This window comes from Bradyrhizobium sp. BR14999 (genome assembly GCF_056106085.1).
In genome coordinates this window covers 5,110,409-5,125,654 of the sequence record NZ_CM148536.1, presented here as the reverse complement: position 1 = coordinate 5,125,654, position 15,246 = coordinate 5,110,409, and the positions used below count along the sequence as shown (strand labels likewise).

14 protein-coding genes are annotated in these 15,246 nt (G+C 64.1%); 6 read left to right on the top strand and 8 right to left on the bottom strand.

Annotated elements, in window-relative coordinates; genetic code table 11:
• Nucleotides 1-48 precede the first annotated feature (48 nt).
• From ACR9YP_RS23910 to ACR9YP_RS23890, 5 genes are read left to right on the top strand one after another with little or no spacing between them, the layout of a single operon-like run.
• Complete coding sequence (locus tag ACR9YP_RS23910) at nt 49-1,335, top strand: ABC transporter substrate-binding protein (RefSeq protein ID WP_438108052.1); 1,287 nt, start codon at nt 49-51, stop codon at nt 1,333-1,335.
• Nucleotides 1,332-2,255 (top strand): carbohydrate ABC transporter permease, encoded by a 924-nt coding sequence (locus tag ACR9YP_RS23905; protein WP_474217227.1) that lies wholly within the window; start codon nt 1,332-1,334, stop codon nt 2,253-2,255. Before ACR9YP_RS23910 ends, ACR9YP_RS23905 begins: the two co-directional genes overlap by 4 nt.
• Complete coding sequence (locus ACR9YP_RS23900; protein WP_474217226.1) at nt 2,248-3,105, top strand: carbohydrate ABC transporter permease; 858 nt, start codon at nt 2,248-2,250, stop codon at nt 3,103-3,105. The genes ACR9YP_RS23905 and ACR9YP_RS23900 overlap by 8 nt, the downstream gene beginning before the upstream one ends.
• Before the next feature lie 10 nt (nt 3,106-3,115).
• On the top strand, nt 3,116-4,225 hold the full coding sequence (locus tag ACR9YP_RS23895; RefSeq protein ID WP_474217224.1) for an ABC transporter ATP-binding protein: 1,110 nt from the start codon (nt 3,116-3,118) through the stop codon (nt 4,223-4,225).
• Nucleotides 4,222-4,989 carry an SDR family NAD(P)-dependent oxidoreductase gene (locus tag ACR9YP_RS23890; RefSeq protein ID WP_438108047.1) on the top strand — a complete coding sequence of 256 codons (768 nt, stop codon included), beginning with the start codon at nt 4,222-4,224 and terminating at the stop codon, nt 4,987-4,989. Before ACR9YP_RS23895 ends, ACR9YP_RS23890 begins: the two co-directional genes overlap by 4 nt.
• A 104-nt stretch (nt 4,990-5,093) precedes the next feature.
• Here the strand turns inward: ACR9YP_RS23890 and lpxB are convergent, their stop codons facing one another.
• Genes lpxB through lpxA form a run of 3 tightly spaced genes read right to left on the bottom strand, consistent with a single transcriptional unit; the run spans nt 5,094 to nt 7,937 of the window.
• On the bottom strand, nt 5,094-6,272 hold the full coding sequence (gene lpxB / locus ACR9YP_RS23885; protein WP_438108046.1) for a lipid-A-disaccharide synthase: 1,179 nt from the start codon (nt 6,270-6,272) through the stop codon (nt 5,094-5,096).
• Nucleotides 6,269-7,126: an LpxI family protein gene (locus tag ACR9YP_RS23880; RefSeq protein ID WP_474217223.1), complete on the bottom strand. Its 858-nt coding sequence runs from the start codon at nt 7,124-7,126 to the stop codon at nt 6,269-6,271. Before ACR9YP_RS23880 ends, lpxB begins: the two co-directional genes overlap by 4 nt.
• Before the next feature lie 19 nt (nt 7,127-7,145).
• Nucleotides 7,146-7,937, bottom strand: a complete 792-nt coding sequence (gene lpxA, locus ACR9YP_RS23875) for an acyl-ACP--UDP-N-acetylglucosamine O-acyltransferase (RefSeq protein ID WP_438108044.1) — start codon at nt 7,935-7,937, stop codon at nt 7,146-7,148.
• A 177-nt stretch (nt 7,938-8,114) separates the two neighbouring features.
• On the opposite strand from lpxA, the gene ACR9YP_RS23870 reads away from it, so the two are divergent.
• Nucleotides 8,115-8,459 carry a KTSC domain-containing protein gene (locus ACR9YP_RS23870; RefSeq protein WP_438110741.1) on the top strand — a complete coding sequence of 115 codons (345 nt, stop codon included), beginning with the start codon at nt 8,115-8,117 and terminating at the stop codon, nt 8,457-8,459.
• A 6-nt stretch (nt 8,460-8,465) separates the two neighbouring features.
• Here the strand turns inward: ACR9YP_RS23870 and fabZ are convergent, their stop codons facing one another.
• The 5 genes from fabZ to dxr form a co-directional block, all read right to left on the bottom strand.
• The gene (fabZ, locus tag ACR9YP_RS23865; RefSeq protein ID WP_091885814.1) at nt 8,466-8,927 is read right to left on the bottom strand and encodes a 3-hydroxyacyl-ACP dehydratase FabZ; all 462 of its coding nucleotides are present in this window, start codon (nt 8,925-8,927) and stop codon (nt 8,466-8,468) included.
• Entirely contained in the window at nt 8,924-9,991 is a 1,068-nt protein-coding gene (gene lpxD / locus ACR9YP_RS23860; protein WP_438108042.1) for a UDP-3-O-(3-hydroxymyristoyl)glucosamine N-acyltransferase, read from the bottom strand. The genes fabZ and lpxD overlap by 4 nt, the downstream gene beginning before the upstream one ends.
• Before the next feature lie 125 nt (nt 9,992-10,116).
• Nucleotides 10,117-12,645, bottom strand: coding sequence for an outer membrane protein assembly factor BamA (bamA, locus tag ACR9YP_RS23855; RefSeq protein WP_474217221.1), 2,529 nt, complete (start codon nt 12,643-12,645; stop codon nt 10,117-10,119).
• 178 nt (nt 12,646-12,823) lie between these two features.
• Nucleotides 12,824-13,975, bottom strand: coding sequence for an RIP metalloprotease RseP (gene rseP / locus ACR9YP_RS23850; protein WP_128941739.1), 1,152 nt, complete (start codon nt 13,973-13,975; stop codon nt 12,824-12,826).
• Between the two features lie 44 nt (nt 13,976-14,019).
• On the bottom strand, nt 14,020-15,243 hold the full coding sequence (gene dxr / locus ACR9YP_RS23845) for a 1-deoxy-D-xylulose-5-phosphate reductoisomerase (RefSeq protein ID WP_474217220.1): 1,224 nt from the start codon (nt 15,241-15,243) through the stop codon (nt 14,020-14,022).
• Nucleotides 15,244-15,246: the final 3 nt, after the last annotated feature.

Genomic DNA, 15,246 nt, shown 5'->3' with positions numbered 1-15,246 from the left:
ACCGCGCGGCCTCAACGCACAAAGAACTTCACACCGGGAGGAACTGCCATGCCGATCACAACAACAAGGCGCCGTCTGCTCGCTGGATCTGCTGCCGCACTCGCGCTGCCGGCATTTGCCCGCGCCCAGGGCGCGGTCAAGCCGCGCCTGACCGCGATCTCTCAATGGTCCGCGGGCAGCGACGGGGCGGCCATCACGGCGCTCGGTAAGAAATTCGAGGAGAAGGGAGGGGTCTGGCAGCACTCGCCCGTCCCCGGCTTCACCACCGAGATGATGAACAAGCTGCGCGCTCAGATCATGGCCGGAGATCCTCCGGCCTGCTCGCAACTCAAAGGTCCCGAGATTGCAGCCTGGTCGAAGATTGCCCCAACCGTCGATCTTGACGCCGTTGTCGCTGCCGCGGGCTACGAGAAGGTCGTCGCTCCAGATCTTGCACGATTGCATAAGCCGGGCGGCAAGTGGATCGCGCTGCCGTTGCAGATCTACAGCACCAATATGCTGTTCCTGTCCAAACGCGCGATGGACAAGGCCAAGGCCGACAAGATTCCCGTCACCTGGGCAGACTTCAATGAGCTTGCTGAAAAGATGAAAGCAGGCGGTGTCCCCTATCCCATCGCCAACGGTGGTACCCGCCCGGACGACGGACAAAAATTCGAGGCTTCTCTGGCGGGCATCAGTCCAACCGCATACCGCGCGGCCATCATGAATCTCGACAAGAAAGCTCTGGAGGGTCCCGAGCTCAAGGCCGCGTTCGCGCAGGTGCGCAAGATCGCCGACTGGATGGATCCCAACGTCGGCGCCCAACACTTTTCGACCAACCTGAAGCGCTTCGTCGACGGCGACATGGGCATGATGATCATGGGCGGCTGGGCGCAGGGCGTATTACGCAATGCCGGTTTCAAGTTCGACGACTTCATGATTGCGCCGGGCCCCAGCGACAATGGCAAGCCGGTGTTCCTGTTGAACGCTGATGCGTTCATCTTCTGGCAGCGCAAGGAGCCTGACCTCCAGGCCGGTCAGATGCTGATGGCTCAGCTCGTCATGGATCCGGCGATCCAGACGATGTATTCGCAGATTACGGGATCGATACCCGTGCGCACCGATGTCGATCTTTCCGGTGAAGGCTGGTCGGACGGTCAACGGCGGACTGCAGCAGCCCTGAAAGACGCTATTGCCAGCGATCAGGCGGTTCTGAGCCTTGCGCACAATATGGCTCAGGAAAACGGAATGACCGCAGCGATGATCGACGTGATCACGGAGTACGTGAAGAACAAGACGATCAAGCCGGAGCAAGCCGTCACCCGCCTTGCCGATGCCGTCGAGAGCGCACGTTGACCCAGGCCGTCGCGACAAGACCGGGCCGGCCGGCGCCTTCGGACGTGGTGCGCCGGCTGCCCGAATATCTGATGATCTGGGTGCCGCTGCTGCTGTCCGCCGCGCACCTCGTGTCGTTCTCGCTGTGGACGATCTGGATCTCGTTCACGCCATCCACTCTGGTGCCGGTCTCGGGCTGGGTGGGGTTGCGCAACTACACGGCGGTCGCGGCATCGCGGAACTGGCAGATCGCCTTCGACAATTTGCTGCTGTTTGGCAGCGCTTTCGTGCTGCTGAGCGCGGTGACCGGCCTCATCCTTGCGATCCTGCTCGATCAGCGCATTCGCGGCGAGAACCTGCTGCGATCCATCTTCCTCTACCCCCTGGCGGTGTCGTTCGTGGTCACCGGCACGGTCTGGAGTTGGCTGCTCAATCCCGGCCTTGGGATCCAGAAGCTGGTCCATGACCTCGGCTGGACCTCCTTCAAGTTCGACTGGCTGATCGACCGCGACATGGCCATCTGGACCATTGTTATCGCTGCCATCTGGCAATCCTCGGGCTTCGCCATGGCGCTCTTCCTTGCCGGCCTTCGCTCGGTCGATGCCGATCTCATCAAGGCTGCGCAGATCGACGGCGCAGGACCGGTCCGAATGTACCGGCGCATCATTCTGCCGACGCTTTGGCCGATCACCATCACCGTCGTCGTGATCCAGTTGCAGTTCGCGATTTCGGCTTTCGACCTCGTCCGCGCGCTCACCAACGGCGGGCCGGGAATCGCGACTCAGCTGCCGGCACTTGTCGTCTACGACCTGATGTTCCAGCGCAGCCTGCTCGGCCGCGGGGCAGCGGCGGCGGTGCTCATGCTGCTGATTCTTCTCGCGGTGCTGCTGCCGTATGCAGCGTGGCGTTATGTCCAGCAGCGGCGGGCGACCCATGCGTGACCGAACCTTCGCACCAAGCCGGATTTTGATCTATCTCATCGTTTCGCTGATCGCTGCAGCATGGCTCGCGCCATTGGCTGTTGTCGTCCTGAACTCGCTCCGCACCAACGAGGAGATCGCGCAGGCCTCGATGATCGGCTGGCCGCAGCAATGGGCCTGGAGCAATTACGCCGCTGCCTGGAGCGGTTTCTGCGTCGCCGAGACCTGCGCCGGCATCCGTCCGTACATGCTGAACTCCGCACTCGTCACGATTCCTGCGACGATTTTCTCGACCATGCTCGGTGCGATCGCCGGTTATGCCGTGTCGCTCTGGCGCTTTCGCGGCGACAGCTGGGTCTACGGAATCGTGACCCTCGGCCTGTTCCTTCCCCAGCAGATGCGCCTGCTTCCCTGGACCATCGTGCTGCGGGACATCGGTCTCATCAACACGCTGGCGGGCCTCGTGTTGATTCACACCATCCAGGGGCTCTCCTTCACCACGCTGTTCTGCCGAAACTACTATGTCGCCATTCCCCATGAACTGATCAGGGCCGCGCGCATCGATGGCGCCGGATTCTTTCGTATTTTCTGGCGCATCATTCTGCCGCTCTCGCCTCCCATCCTGATCGTCACCGTGATCTGGCAGTTCACGCACATCTGGAACGAGTTCCTCTATGGCGTGACGTTCACGAGCGGCCAACAGCAGCCCGTCACGGCTGCTCTCATCGCGCTATCTGCTGCAGTTGCGGATATCCCGCAGCATGGCGTGCAGAGCGCAGCGGTGATCATCGCAGCGCTGCCCACATTGTTGATCTATCTCCTCGGCGGCAGGTACTTCGTGCGCGGCCTTACCGCCGGCGCAGTGAAATGATGGATTTGTCATGGCAGCACTAAGCATTCGCGCCCTGTCCAAGCGCTACGCCAATCTGGAGGTGCTGAAGGGCATCGATCTCGACATCGAGAGCGGCGAATTCACCGTGTTGGTCGGACCGTCCGGCTGCGGCAAGTCCACGCTGCTCAACATCGTCGCCGGGCTCGACCGGCCGAGCGCGGGAACGATCGAGATTGGCGGACGCGTCGTCAACGACATCCCGCCCAAGGACCGCGACATCGCCATGGTGTTCCAGTCCTACGCACTCTATCCCTCCATGACGGTGCGCCAGAACATCACCTTCGGCATGGAATGCCGCCATGTGCCGAAGGCTGAGCAGGAGAAGTCGATCGCGAACGTGGCGAAGCTGCTCCAAATCGAGCCGCTGCTCGGCCGCAAGCCGTCGCAATTGTCCGGCGGCCAGCGCCAGCGCGTGGCGATGGGGCGCGCGTTGGTGCGCAATCCCCTCCTCTTCCTGTTCGACGAGCCGCTGTCCAATCTCGACGCCAAGCTGCGCGTCGAGATGCGGATGGAAATCAAGCGGCTGCACCAGCGCATCGGCGCCACCATCGTCTATGTGACCCACGACCAGATCGAGGCGATGACGATGGCGACACGGATCGCGGTGATGCATCAGGGCAGCGTGCAGCAATTCGCCGATCCCGATACCGTGTACCGCTATCCGGCCAATCTGTTCGTGGCGCGTTTCATGGGCTCGCCGCCGATGAACACCATGCCGGCGCGGCTCGAGACCGGGAATGACGGGCCGGTGGTCGTGATCGGCGCCGGGCGGCCGGACGAGGTTCGTCTGCGCCTGAGGGGATATGAGGCCGCAGCATCCTTCGTCGGTCGCGAGGTGGTGTTCGGGATCAGGCCGGAATGCATTGCCGAAGGCAGCCGCGCGTTTTCCGGCGATGCGCCTGTCCTCGTCAACGCGCCGGTGGAAATGGTCGAGCCGACGGGTGCCGAGACGATGGTGTTGTTGCGGCTCGGGGGCGAGCCCGCGATGGCGCGAATCTCGCCCGATATCCGCCCCACGCTCGGCGCGTCCGCCTCTTTCGCGCTCGACACACGGCGCATTTGCCTGTTCGACCCCGAGACGGAGCGACTGATCGCATGACGAAGACGACCTATTCAGGCCTTGCGGGGCGCGTAGTGTTGATCACCGGTGGCGCCAGCGGCATCGGCGCCGCCTTCGTACGGGCTTTCGCGTCCCAGGGCGCCCGCGTCGCCTTCCTCGACATCGACACGAAGGCCGGTGAAACGCTGGTGCGGGAGGTGGCGGCCGCGTCCGAGACTGCGCCACTGTTCGTGCCCTGCGATCTCCTCGACATCGAAGCCATGCGCACCGCGATGGCGGAGGTCCACCGTTCGCTGGGCGATGCCGCCGTTCTCGTCAACAATGCCGCCAACGATCAACGCCAAATTCTTTCGGAGGTGACGCCGGCCGAGTTCGACTGGATGATCGGCGTCAATCTCAAGCACGTCTTCTTCGCGGCGCAGGCGGTGGTGCCGCAGATGCAGGCGCGCGGCGGCGGCTCGATCATCAACATGTCGTCGATCGCCTGGATCCGCGGCGCCCCGGCGCTGCCGGTCTATGCCGCCGCGAAAGCGGCGATCGTCGGCTTCACCAACTCGCTGGCCCGGTCGGTCGGCCCCGACCGCATTCGCGTCAACGCGATTGCACCGGGCATGGTTATCACCGAGCGCCAGCGCCGGCTGTGGTACCCGGAGGAGCAGGCCATCGCCGAGATGCGCGCGCGTCAGGCCGTCCCCGATGCGGTGACGCCCGACGACATCGCCAACATGGCGCTGTTCCTCGCCTCCGACGAGAGCCAGCGTATCACGCGCCAATGCTTTCAGGTCGACGGCGGTCTCGGCTAGTCCTGTAGGGAGGGCAAAGCGCAGTGTGCCCACCGTCTCTCTACGCAATTGATGAGGAGAAAGGGTGGGCACGCTTTCGCTTTGCCCACCCTACGAAATCCGTCTTACCGCCTACCCTTGCGCATCGTCGCGAGCACGATGTCGGCGGCGAGCACGCTCGGCGACTTGTTGCCGGTCGACATGATCTGATCGAGCCGGGCGAACGCTTCGACCTGCTCCCGGCGCAGCGGCGAGTCCGTCAACAGCGCGGCGAGCGCCGGTGCCAGCTTCTGCGGCGTGCACTCCTCCTGCAGGAACTCCGGAATGACGTCCTTGCCGATCACGAGATTAGCGAGGATCACCGAGGAGACGCGGATCGCGCGGCGCAGGATGAAGGCCTCGATGGCGCCGACGCGATAGGCCGTCACCATCGGAATGCCCGACAGCGCGAGCTCGAGCGTCACCGTGCCGGATTTCGCCAGCGCCGCGTGCGCAATGCGGAAGGCGGCGCGCTTGTCGTTCTCGCCGATCACGATCTGCGGCTTGACCGGCCAATTCGCGATGCCTTCGCGGATGGTCGCTTCGAGGTGCGGCATGGTCGGCAGCATCAATTCGAACGCGCGCCCCTCCGCCTGCAAGCGGCCGAGCGTCGCGCCGAACACCTCGAGGTGATGCCGGATCTCGCTGCGGCGGCTGCCGGGCAGCACCAGGAGCACCGGCGGCTCACTGTTGCGGCGCTTCTGTTCCTCCGCGTTCGGCCGCAGCGAGCCCAATTGCTCGACCAGGGGATGGCCGACATAACTGCATGGCGGCCCGCCCAGCTTGCGGTATTCCTCCGGCTCGAATGGCAAGAGGCCGAGGACATGGTCGACATAGCCGAGCATGGTCCGCGCCCGTCCCGGCCGCCACGCCCAGAGCTGCGGCGACACGTAATCGACGATCGGAATCGCCGGACTGCGCGAACGCACGCGGCGGGCGACGCGATGGGTGAAATCGGGGCTGTCGATGATGACGAGCGCGTCGGGCGCGGCCTCGGTCACGGCGTCGGCCGTCTTACGGATCAGCCGCAGGATTTTCGGCAATTGCTGAACGACGGCGGCGAAGCCGACGATGGAGAGCTCCTCGATCGGAAACAGGGTCTCGAGCCCCTCGCGCGCCATGGTGCGGCCGCCGACGCCTTCGAACTGCACACCGTCGCCGAGGCGCTGCCGCAGCACTTTCATCAAGGCGCTGCCGAGCCGGTCGCCGGATTCCTCCGTGGCGATCAGGAAGATCTTGCGCTTGGGATCGCGGCTCTGCATCACGCCGGCAGGCCGATGACGAAGAGGTATTTGGCGTCGGCGAGCGCGATCATCGCCTGCGGCTCGGCCGCAATCGTATTGCCGGCGATGACGGCGATGCCGGCAAGGCCCGCCTTGGCGACGCCTTCGATGGTACGCGGGCCGATCGTCGGCAGGTCGAAGCGCAGATCCTGGCCGCTCTTCGGTGCCTTCACTAGCACGCCGCGGCCCATGGCCGCGCGAATGCGGCCCTCCTCGCGCAGCCGTGCGACACGCGCGAGCAGCGCGTCGGTGCCCTCGATGTCCTCGACCGCCACGACATGACCGTCGATCACGACCGCGGCCTGGCCGATGTCGAACGGACCAAGCGCAGTCAGCACCGCCCGGCCGCGCTCGATGTCGGTCTTGCCAGTGTCGCTCGGCCAGGCGCGGCTGATGCAGCCCTCGGGCATCAGCAGATCGGGCGCGACGTCCTTGATGCCGACCATGCGAAAGCCGTCCTGCTCGAGGATGCGGCCGACGCCGGACAACAGATGATCGTCGCCGCCGCGGAAGGCACGAATGACGCTGCCGAGCAGGCGCAGCGTCTTGACGTCGAACCGGATCTCCGAGAGCGACGGCCGCACCAATGTGCCGATGAAGATCAGGTCGCGGCAGCCTTCTTCGCGAAACAGCCGCATCGCGCGGCCGAGCTGGCCGACCGAGATCCAGCGGTGGCGGAATTTCTCCACCCGCGCCGGATCGCAGGCCCCGCGCAGCGGAAACAGCACCGGCGTGATGCCGCGCGCGGCGAGCGATTCGGCGACCGCAAACGGCATCGCGCCGCCGCCGGCGACCACGCCGATAGGTGAGGAAATCTCCGCAGCCGCCGATGTCATGCCCGCGGCCATCCCAGGATCACTTCGCGATGGCGGGAAGACAGAGCGGGCGCTTGCCCTTGCCGATGAAGTCGAGGATTTCGGCGATCGCAGGGTCTTCGCCCGCGAGCGGCCGCGCGGCCTCCAGCCGTTCGGCGAAAGTGCCGGGACCATGGAAGAGTTTTTGGTAGAACCCTCTCACGGTCGCAAGCCGCTGCTTGGTGAACTTGCGCCGCTTCATGCCGATCAGATTGAGGCCTTCCAACACTGCATATTGGCCGTTGACGAGGCCGAACGGGATGATGTCGTCGCGCACGCCACACACACCGCCAACCATGACCTGCGGGCCGATGCGGGTGAACTGGTGCACTGCGGACAGGCCGCCGATGAAGACAAAGTCGCCGATCTCGCAGTGGCCGCCGAGCGTTGCCGACGTCGCGAAGATCACGTCATTGCCGACATGGCAGTCGTGGCCGACATGGCTGCAGTTCATGAAATACCCGCGGTCCCCAACCGTGGTGACGCCGCCGCCTGCGACGGTGCCAGCATTCATTGTCACGGATTCGCGGATGGTGCAGCCCGAGCCGATCTTGAGCTGCGTTAGCTCGCCACGATAGCTGAGCGATTGCGGCGGCGTGCCGAGCGAGGCGAACGGGTAAATGGTGCAACCGTCACCGATCGTGGTCTGCGCCGTGACATGCACATGTCCGATCAGCTTGCAGTCCGCGCCGATCACGACGTTCGGGCCGATGATGCAATAGGGTCCGATCTCGGTGCCCGCGCCGATCACGGCGCCGTCCGCGACCCGTGCGGTGGGATCAATTTTGCTCATCAAGCCAATCTTACTCGTCAAGAAGGTCTGGTTATGTATTGAAGTCGCTTGGTTTTCGGCTGGTTAGCGCGACTATGCCCGATCTGTCCAGTGACGTATCATCTCGGCGTGTTTCATGTGCCGGATGAGGCGGCCTTCCCGGCCCATCAACAGGTTCATGTGAAGCTTGAGGTGATCGTGGTCAGGACCCTGGCACTTCTGCTCGCCCAGCTCGCGACGGCTCCGATCGTGTCCGAGACGGTCGAGACCGGCGAACGCCGCCTCGTCGATCTCGGGACATTTGAATGCCGGGACATCACCCGCAGCACGGTGCTTCAGCGGGTCTGTTACGATCGCGCGCAGCAGAATCTGGTTGTCGCGAACAACGGCGCCTATGACCGCTATTGCGACGTGACGCCCGATACGGTCGAGCGTCTCCTCGGCGCGCCCTCCATGGGGCAGTTCTTCAACCAAAATATCAAGCCCGAGGCGACCACCGGGAGCTACGCGTGCCGGACACACGAGCCGGCCCAGAGGGATTGATCCCGCTCAGTCCGTCAGCATGGCGCCGACGTCGGCTTCCGCAACGATCTGCCCGTTGACCTTGGCATCGCCGTGAAACCACCACATGGCTTTGCGGCGGCCGAGCGAGCGCATGTGATACTCGATGGTATCGCCGGGCAGCACGGGCTTGCGGAACTTGCACTTGTCGATGGTCAGGAAATAGACCGCGCGCGGCTTCTCGGTGCCCTCGACCGACTTGATGCCGATCACGCCCGCGGTCTGCGCCATCGCCTCGATCATCATCACGCCGGGATAGACTGGGCGCTCGGGAAAGTGCCCCTGGAAAGCCGGCTCGTTGAAGGTGACGTTCTTGATGCCGATGCCGCTGTAATCGGCGCGGATGTTGATCACGCGGTCGATCAAGAGCATCGGAAAGCGGTGCGGCAGGGTCTGGAGGATCGCGTTGATATCCACCAGTTCGAACTTAACAGGTGATTCCACCGTCATTCCCGTCCCTCGTCCTTCGCATCGGCCTTGCTGTCGCGCACCAGGCGCTCCACCGCGATGATCTCCTTGAACCACTGTTTGGTCGGCTTGGCGAAATGCCCGCCCCAGCGTCCGCCAGGCGGGATGTCGTCCTTGACGGCGCTCATGGCGGTCACCTGAGCTCCGTCGCCGATCTTGAGGTGGTTGTTGATGCCAACCTTCGCTCCCAGCGCCACGTTGTCGCCGATGGTCAGGCTGCCGGCGAGGCCGATCTGGGCCGCCAGCAGGCAGTGCCGCCCGATCGTCACATTGTGGCCGATCTGGACCTGATTGTCGATTTTGGTCCCTTCGCCGATCACGGTGTCGCGCAAGGAGCCGCGGTCGATCGTGGTGTTGGCGCCGACCTCGACGTCATTCTGGATCAGCACCCGCCCGGTCTGCGGCACCTTCAGGTGGCCCTCAGGGCCGAAGAAAATGAAGCCGTAGCCGTCCTGGCCGATCGAGCAGCCCGGATGGATCAGCACGTTGTTGCCGATCAGGGAGCACTGGATGGCCGTGCGGGCACCGACATTGCAGTCCCGGCCGATCTTGACGCCGGGGCCGATCACCGCACCGACGCCGATCACGGTGCCGCTGCCGATCTCGGCGTCCGGGCCGATCACGGCCAAGGGATCGACGATCACGCCATCCTCGAGCCGGGCCGTCGGATCGATGATGGCGGACGGCGCGATGCCGTCATTGCCGACCCAGGATTGCGGCCTGAGCGCGTCTCCGTGCCATTCCCGCGCGATCCTGACGAAGGCACGGAACGGCTGCGTCACCCGCAGCACGGCCACATGCGCGGGCACCTCGGCCTCGAAGCGCGGGCTCACGAGGCAGGCCCCGGCCCGGGTCGCCTTGAGCTGATCGGCATATTTCAGGTTGTCGAAGAACGCCAGATGCATCGGGCCGGCTTCGTCGAGCGAAGCAAGGCCCGTGATGATCCGGCCGCCCCTTTCGGGGTCGACCAGCTGCGCCTTGGTCAGCGCGGCAATGTCAGCCAACGCTGAGGCAGGCGGTTTTGTGAAGAAGGTCGGCTGCGCCATTCCACCCCGTCGCGGTCCGGCTTCGGCATGAAGCGGTCAGGCCGCATCATGCCTCATCTGCAGGATTGGCACGATCCCTTTCGGAAACCGGCTCCAGTGATCCGGATCGTGCCGTGCTGATCGAATTAGAACGTTGTGCCGCCGCCGAACCGGAACTCCTGCGTGCGGTCGTACTTGCCCTTGGTGAGCGGCACGGCGTAGTCGAAGCGCAGCGGACCGAACGGCGACTGCCAGATCAGGCCGACACCGACCGACGTGCGGACCACCTTGCTGTCGTCGTAAACGAGGCCGGTACAGGTTCCGGTGCTCGTCGGATTGATGGTCGACGGGATACAGCCCGGCACATTGACCTCATTCGTGCCACCGACACCCGTCCAGCTCGTCGGTCCCTTGTAGTCGTACAGGCCGCCGGCATCGGCATAGACCGCGCCCTTCAGACCCACTTCCTTGGGCAGGAACCAGAACGGCATCTGCAATTCGAGCGAAGCGCCCCAATACTTGGTACCGCCGAGCGCGTCCTGCGTACCGAACGGATTCAGGTCGCGCGGGCCGATACCATTCGGCGCGAAGCCGCGGACGAGGTTCGGGCCCATCTGGAAGTGGTCGAGCATCCGCAGATCATCGTTGATCTTGGTCAGAATACCGCCCTGCAGACGGACGATGCCGACGATGTCAGACACCAGCGGAGCGTAGTACTTTCCGTCCGCAACGGTCTTCAGATAGCTGACGTCGCCGCCGACGCCGGCGAAATCCTGCCGAAAGTCGATGAGCAGACCGTCGGTGGGGTTCTTGTTGTTGTCCAGCGTGTTGTAGGTCAGCGTGTAGCCGAGCGCCGAGGTCAGGGTCTTGCCGTTGGCAAGCTCCTTGCGCACCGGCAGCGAGGCTTCGCCGTCGCTGTAGCAGCCGAGGCCATTGGTCGAGCTCAGGTCGATGCCGTTCACGGCGGCGAAGGCCGGGCTCGGGTTGAACGAGCTGCCCGGATTGTTGTTACAGTTCGTCAGGTAGTACGGCAGCGTGATTTCCTGCTGGTAGATCGAGTAGCGCAGCTGGAGCGCCAGGTCTTCACGCAAGGAGAAGCCGAGGCGCGGCGAGAAGCCGAGCGTCTTGGTGCCGTAGGAGATGTAGCTGTTGGCCAGCTGCTGGCGCTGATAGAGGTCGAGGCCGAGCGCCACGCGGTAGTCGAGCAGATAGGGCTCGACGAACGACAGCGAGTAACCGCGCGCATACTGGCCATAGGTCACCGACGCCTTGGCGAATAGGCCGCGGCCGAGCAGATTGCGCTCGGAGATCGAGACTTCGGCCAGCGCGCCGTCGGTCGTGGAGTAGCCGCCCGAGATCGAGAAGTCGCCGGTCGATTTCTCTTCCATGTCGACGATCAGGATCACGCGGTCGCTCGACGAGCCGGGTTCGGTCGTGATCTTCACGCTCTTGAAGTAGTCGAGGTTCTTCAGCCGCCGCTCGGCGCGGTCGACCAGCGCGCGGTTGTAGGCATCGCCTTCCGAGATGTCGAACTCGCGGCGGATCACGTAGTCGCGCGTGCGGGTGTTGCCGCGCAGATTGATGCGCTCGATATAGGTGCGCGGGCCCTCGTCGACGTTGAACACGACGGAGACGGTATGGGCCTCGAAATTGCGGTCACCGCCGGGACGAACCACCGCGAAGGCATAACCGCGGCGCGAAGCCTCGATCTGCATCTCCTCGACCGACTTCTCGACCGATTCGACGTTGTAGAGCGAGCCGACGTTGACGCGCGAATACCCGCGCAGCGACGAGGGATCGAAATTCGGAATGCTGGAGCGGAAGTCGACCGCTCCGACGCGGTATTGCGCGCCTTCCTCGATCTTGAAGGTGACGTTGAAGCCCTTCTTCTCCGGATCGTATTCGGTGAGCGCGGCCACGACCTGGACGTCGGCGAAGCCGTGCTTGAGATAGAAGCGGCGGATCAGGTCGCGGTCGGCCTCGACGCGATCGGGATCGTAGATGTCGCCGCTGGCGAGGAAGCTCAGCAGGTTCGATTCGCGCGTCTTGATGACGTCGCGCAGGCGATAAGACGAGAACGCATTGTTGCCGACGAACTCGATCGACTTGACGCCGGTCTTGGCGCCCTCCTCGATCGTGAAGATCAGGTCGACGCGGTTGTTCGGCTGCTCGATGATTTCAGGCGTGACGCGCACGTCATAGCGGCCGGACCGGCGATAGATCTCGGCGATTCGCAAGGTGTCGGACTGCACCATGGCGCGGGAGAAGGTGCCCCGTGCCTTGGACTGGACCTCAGCGGTGAGCTGCTCGTCCTTGATCTTCTTGTTGCCCTCGAAGGCGATGCGCCCGATCACCGGGTTTTCCACCACGGAGACGATGATCTGGCCGCCGGGGCCACGATTGATCCTGACGTCCTGGAACAGGCCGGTCTCGATCAACGCCTTCAGGCCGTCGTCGATGGCGCCTTGATCCAGGCGGCCGCCCGGACCTGGCTTGAAATAGGAGCGGATCGTCTCCACCTCGACACGGCGATTTCCTTGGACGGAAATCGACTGGACCGTCTGAGCGAGCGCAGACGAAGACACGAAAACAGCCCCAACCGGGGCAACCACCGGCGCGCCGAACATGATCAGGGTTGCGAGCAAGCCCCCCCGGAGTCGCAGTCCAAACTTCATCGCGCAACGCGCCCTTATCATTCCGTACCAGACCCAACCCCAACGCCGATCTGGAAAGATTCCCCAAGTTCAGGCCGCTTGTAGCCAATTTCACCGACGCCGCAAACGGTCGAGCGCGCCGCAATTTCAATTTCATTCCAAGACGTTGCTCAACAGCAACGCCACAAAAAAGCCCCTATCAGGAAGCCGCCATCCGAAGGATGTCGTTGTAGGTCGCAAACACCATCAACATCAGCACCAAACCGAGCCCGATTCGGAACCCCATCTCCTGAGTCCGTTCGGACAGCGGCCGGCCGCGGACCACTTCCGCTGCATAGAACATAAGGTGACCGCCATCGAGAAGCGGGATCGGGAACAGGTTCAACAGGCCGATCGACACTGACAGCACCGCGCACAAATTGATCACGAACTGGAATCCGGCGCTGGCCGCCTGCCCCGACATCTTCGCGATTCCCAGGACGCCGCTGACCTCGTTGGGATTGCCGTTTCCGACGAACAACGAGCCCAGGAACTTGAAGGTGCTGGTGATGATGAACCAGACCTGCTCGACGCCGATCTTGAGCGCTTCGCCGATGCCCACCGGAGCGGTCGAGGCCTCACCGGCCTGCGACTTATGCTCGACACCGAGCACGCCGACGCGATGGCGGTTGCCGAAGGGATCCTTGCGCTCGAGCAGTGCGGGGGTCGCGGTCAGCGACACGATGGCGCCGTCCCGCTTCACCTGGAACGCAAGCGCTGAACCCGCGCTCATCGCAACGATTCGCTGCATATCGGCAAAGCTCTCAATCGGCTTGCCGTCGATCTGGACGACGACGTCCCCGATCTTGAAGCCCGCCGCGGCCGCAGCGCCGTCGGCGACGACGCCATCGACGCGCGCGATCGTGCTCGGCTTGCCGTAGTACAGCGCCATGGCGGCGAAGATCAGCGCGCCCAGGATGAAATTGGCGATCGGTCCGGCGGCGACGATGGCGGCGCGCGGGCCGACCTTCTTGTGGTGGAAGCTGCCGGCGCGCTCCTCGGCCGTCATGGCCGCGAGCGTCTCGGCCGACGGGGTCGAGGCCTCGCTCTCGTCGCCGAAAAACTTGACGTAACCGCCAAGCGGAATCGCGGAGATCTTCCAGCGGGTCCCGTGACGGTCGTTGAAACCGACCAGTTCAGGTCCGAAACCGAGTGAAAAGGTCAAAACGCGAACGCCCGCCCAGCGCGCGACCAGGAAATGGCCGAGCTCGTGGAAGAACACGACGATGGTCAGGACGAACAGGAAGGGGATCGCGTAACCGAGGAGCCCATGGCTCAACGTATTGAAACTATGGACAAAAAAGTCGATCATCGAATTCCCTCATCCAGCGCCGCAAGGCCCTGGCCCCGAACCATCTAGGATGCCTTTAAGGCAATTTGAGGCAATAGGGCGGCAGCTCTATTTCGCGCAACATGGTCAACGGAGATTGCATCATCGGCCGAGGTCATCGAAGCCTGGTTCCCGCTGCGGATCCAGTCGTCCAGCGTCGCCTCGACCAGGCGCGCGATCGCACCAAACCGGATCTTGCCGGCGATGAAGGCGGCGACAGCGACCTCGTTGGCAGCATTGTAGACCGTGGTCGCTCCCTTCCCGGTCCGGAGCGAATCGAAGGCCAGGCGCAGGCCCGGGAACCGCTCGAAATCCGGCGCCTCGAAGGTCAGCTGGCCAATCTTGGCTAGGTCGAGCTTGGCTGCCGGCCCCTTGATACGGTCGGGCCAGCCGAGACAATGCGCGATCGGCGTCCTCATGTCGGGCGCGCCGAGCTGGGCCACGACGGAGCAATCGGAAAACTCGACCATGCCGTGGATGATCGACTGCGGATGAACGAGCACGTCGATCTCGTCGGGCGCGAGCGCGAACAGATAGGACGCCTCGATCACCTCGAGCCCCTTGTTCATCATCGAGGCGGAATCGATCGTGATCTTTTGGCCCATGCTCCAGTTGGGATGCTTCAGGGCCTGCTCGAGCGTGGCCTGCTCGATGTCGGCAGGCTTCCAGGTCCGGAACGGGCCGCCCGAGGCGGTGATGATGACGCGGACGAGCTCGTCGCGATTGCCTGAGCTCAGCGCCTGGAACAAAGCATTGTGCTCGGAATCAGCCGGCAGGATGCAGGCGCCGGCCTTTGCCGCGCGCTGCATGAAGAAATCGCCGGCGCAGACCAGACATTCCTTGTTGGCGAGCGCGACATGCGCGCCGCGATCAACCGCGGCCAGGGCCGGCTTCAGTCCGGCGGCGCCGCTCACGGCCGCCATCACCCAATCGGCAGGACGCGCACCCGCCTCGATCACCGCGCTTTCGCCGGCGCCGCATTCGGTGCTGGTCCCGGCCAACGCGGCCTTCAGCTCGGCGAGCTTGGAGGTGTCGGCGATCGCGACGTAGCGCGCGGAGAATTCCTTCGCGAGCTTGGCCAGCGCTTCGACATTGCCGTTCGCCGTCAGCGCCTCGACGCGATAGCGTTCGGGCGAGGCGCGCAGCAAATCCATCGTGCTGTCGCCGATCGAGCCGGTGGCACCGAGTACCGTGACGCTGCGGACGGCAGACGCAGCAAGCCTGTTGTTACGCAATGGGACCGCGCTCATATC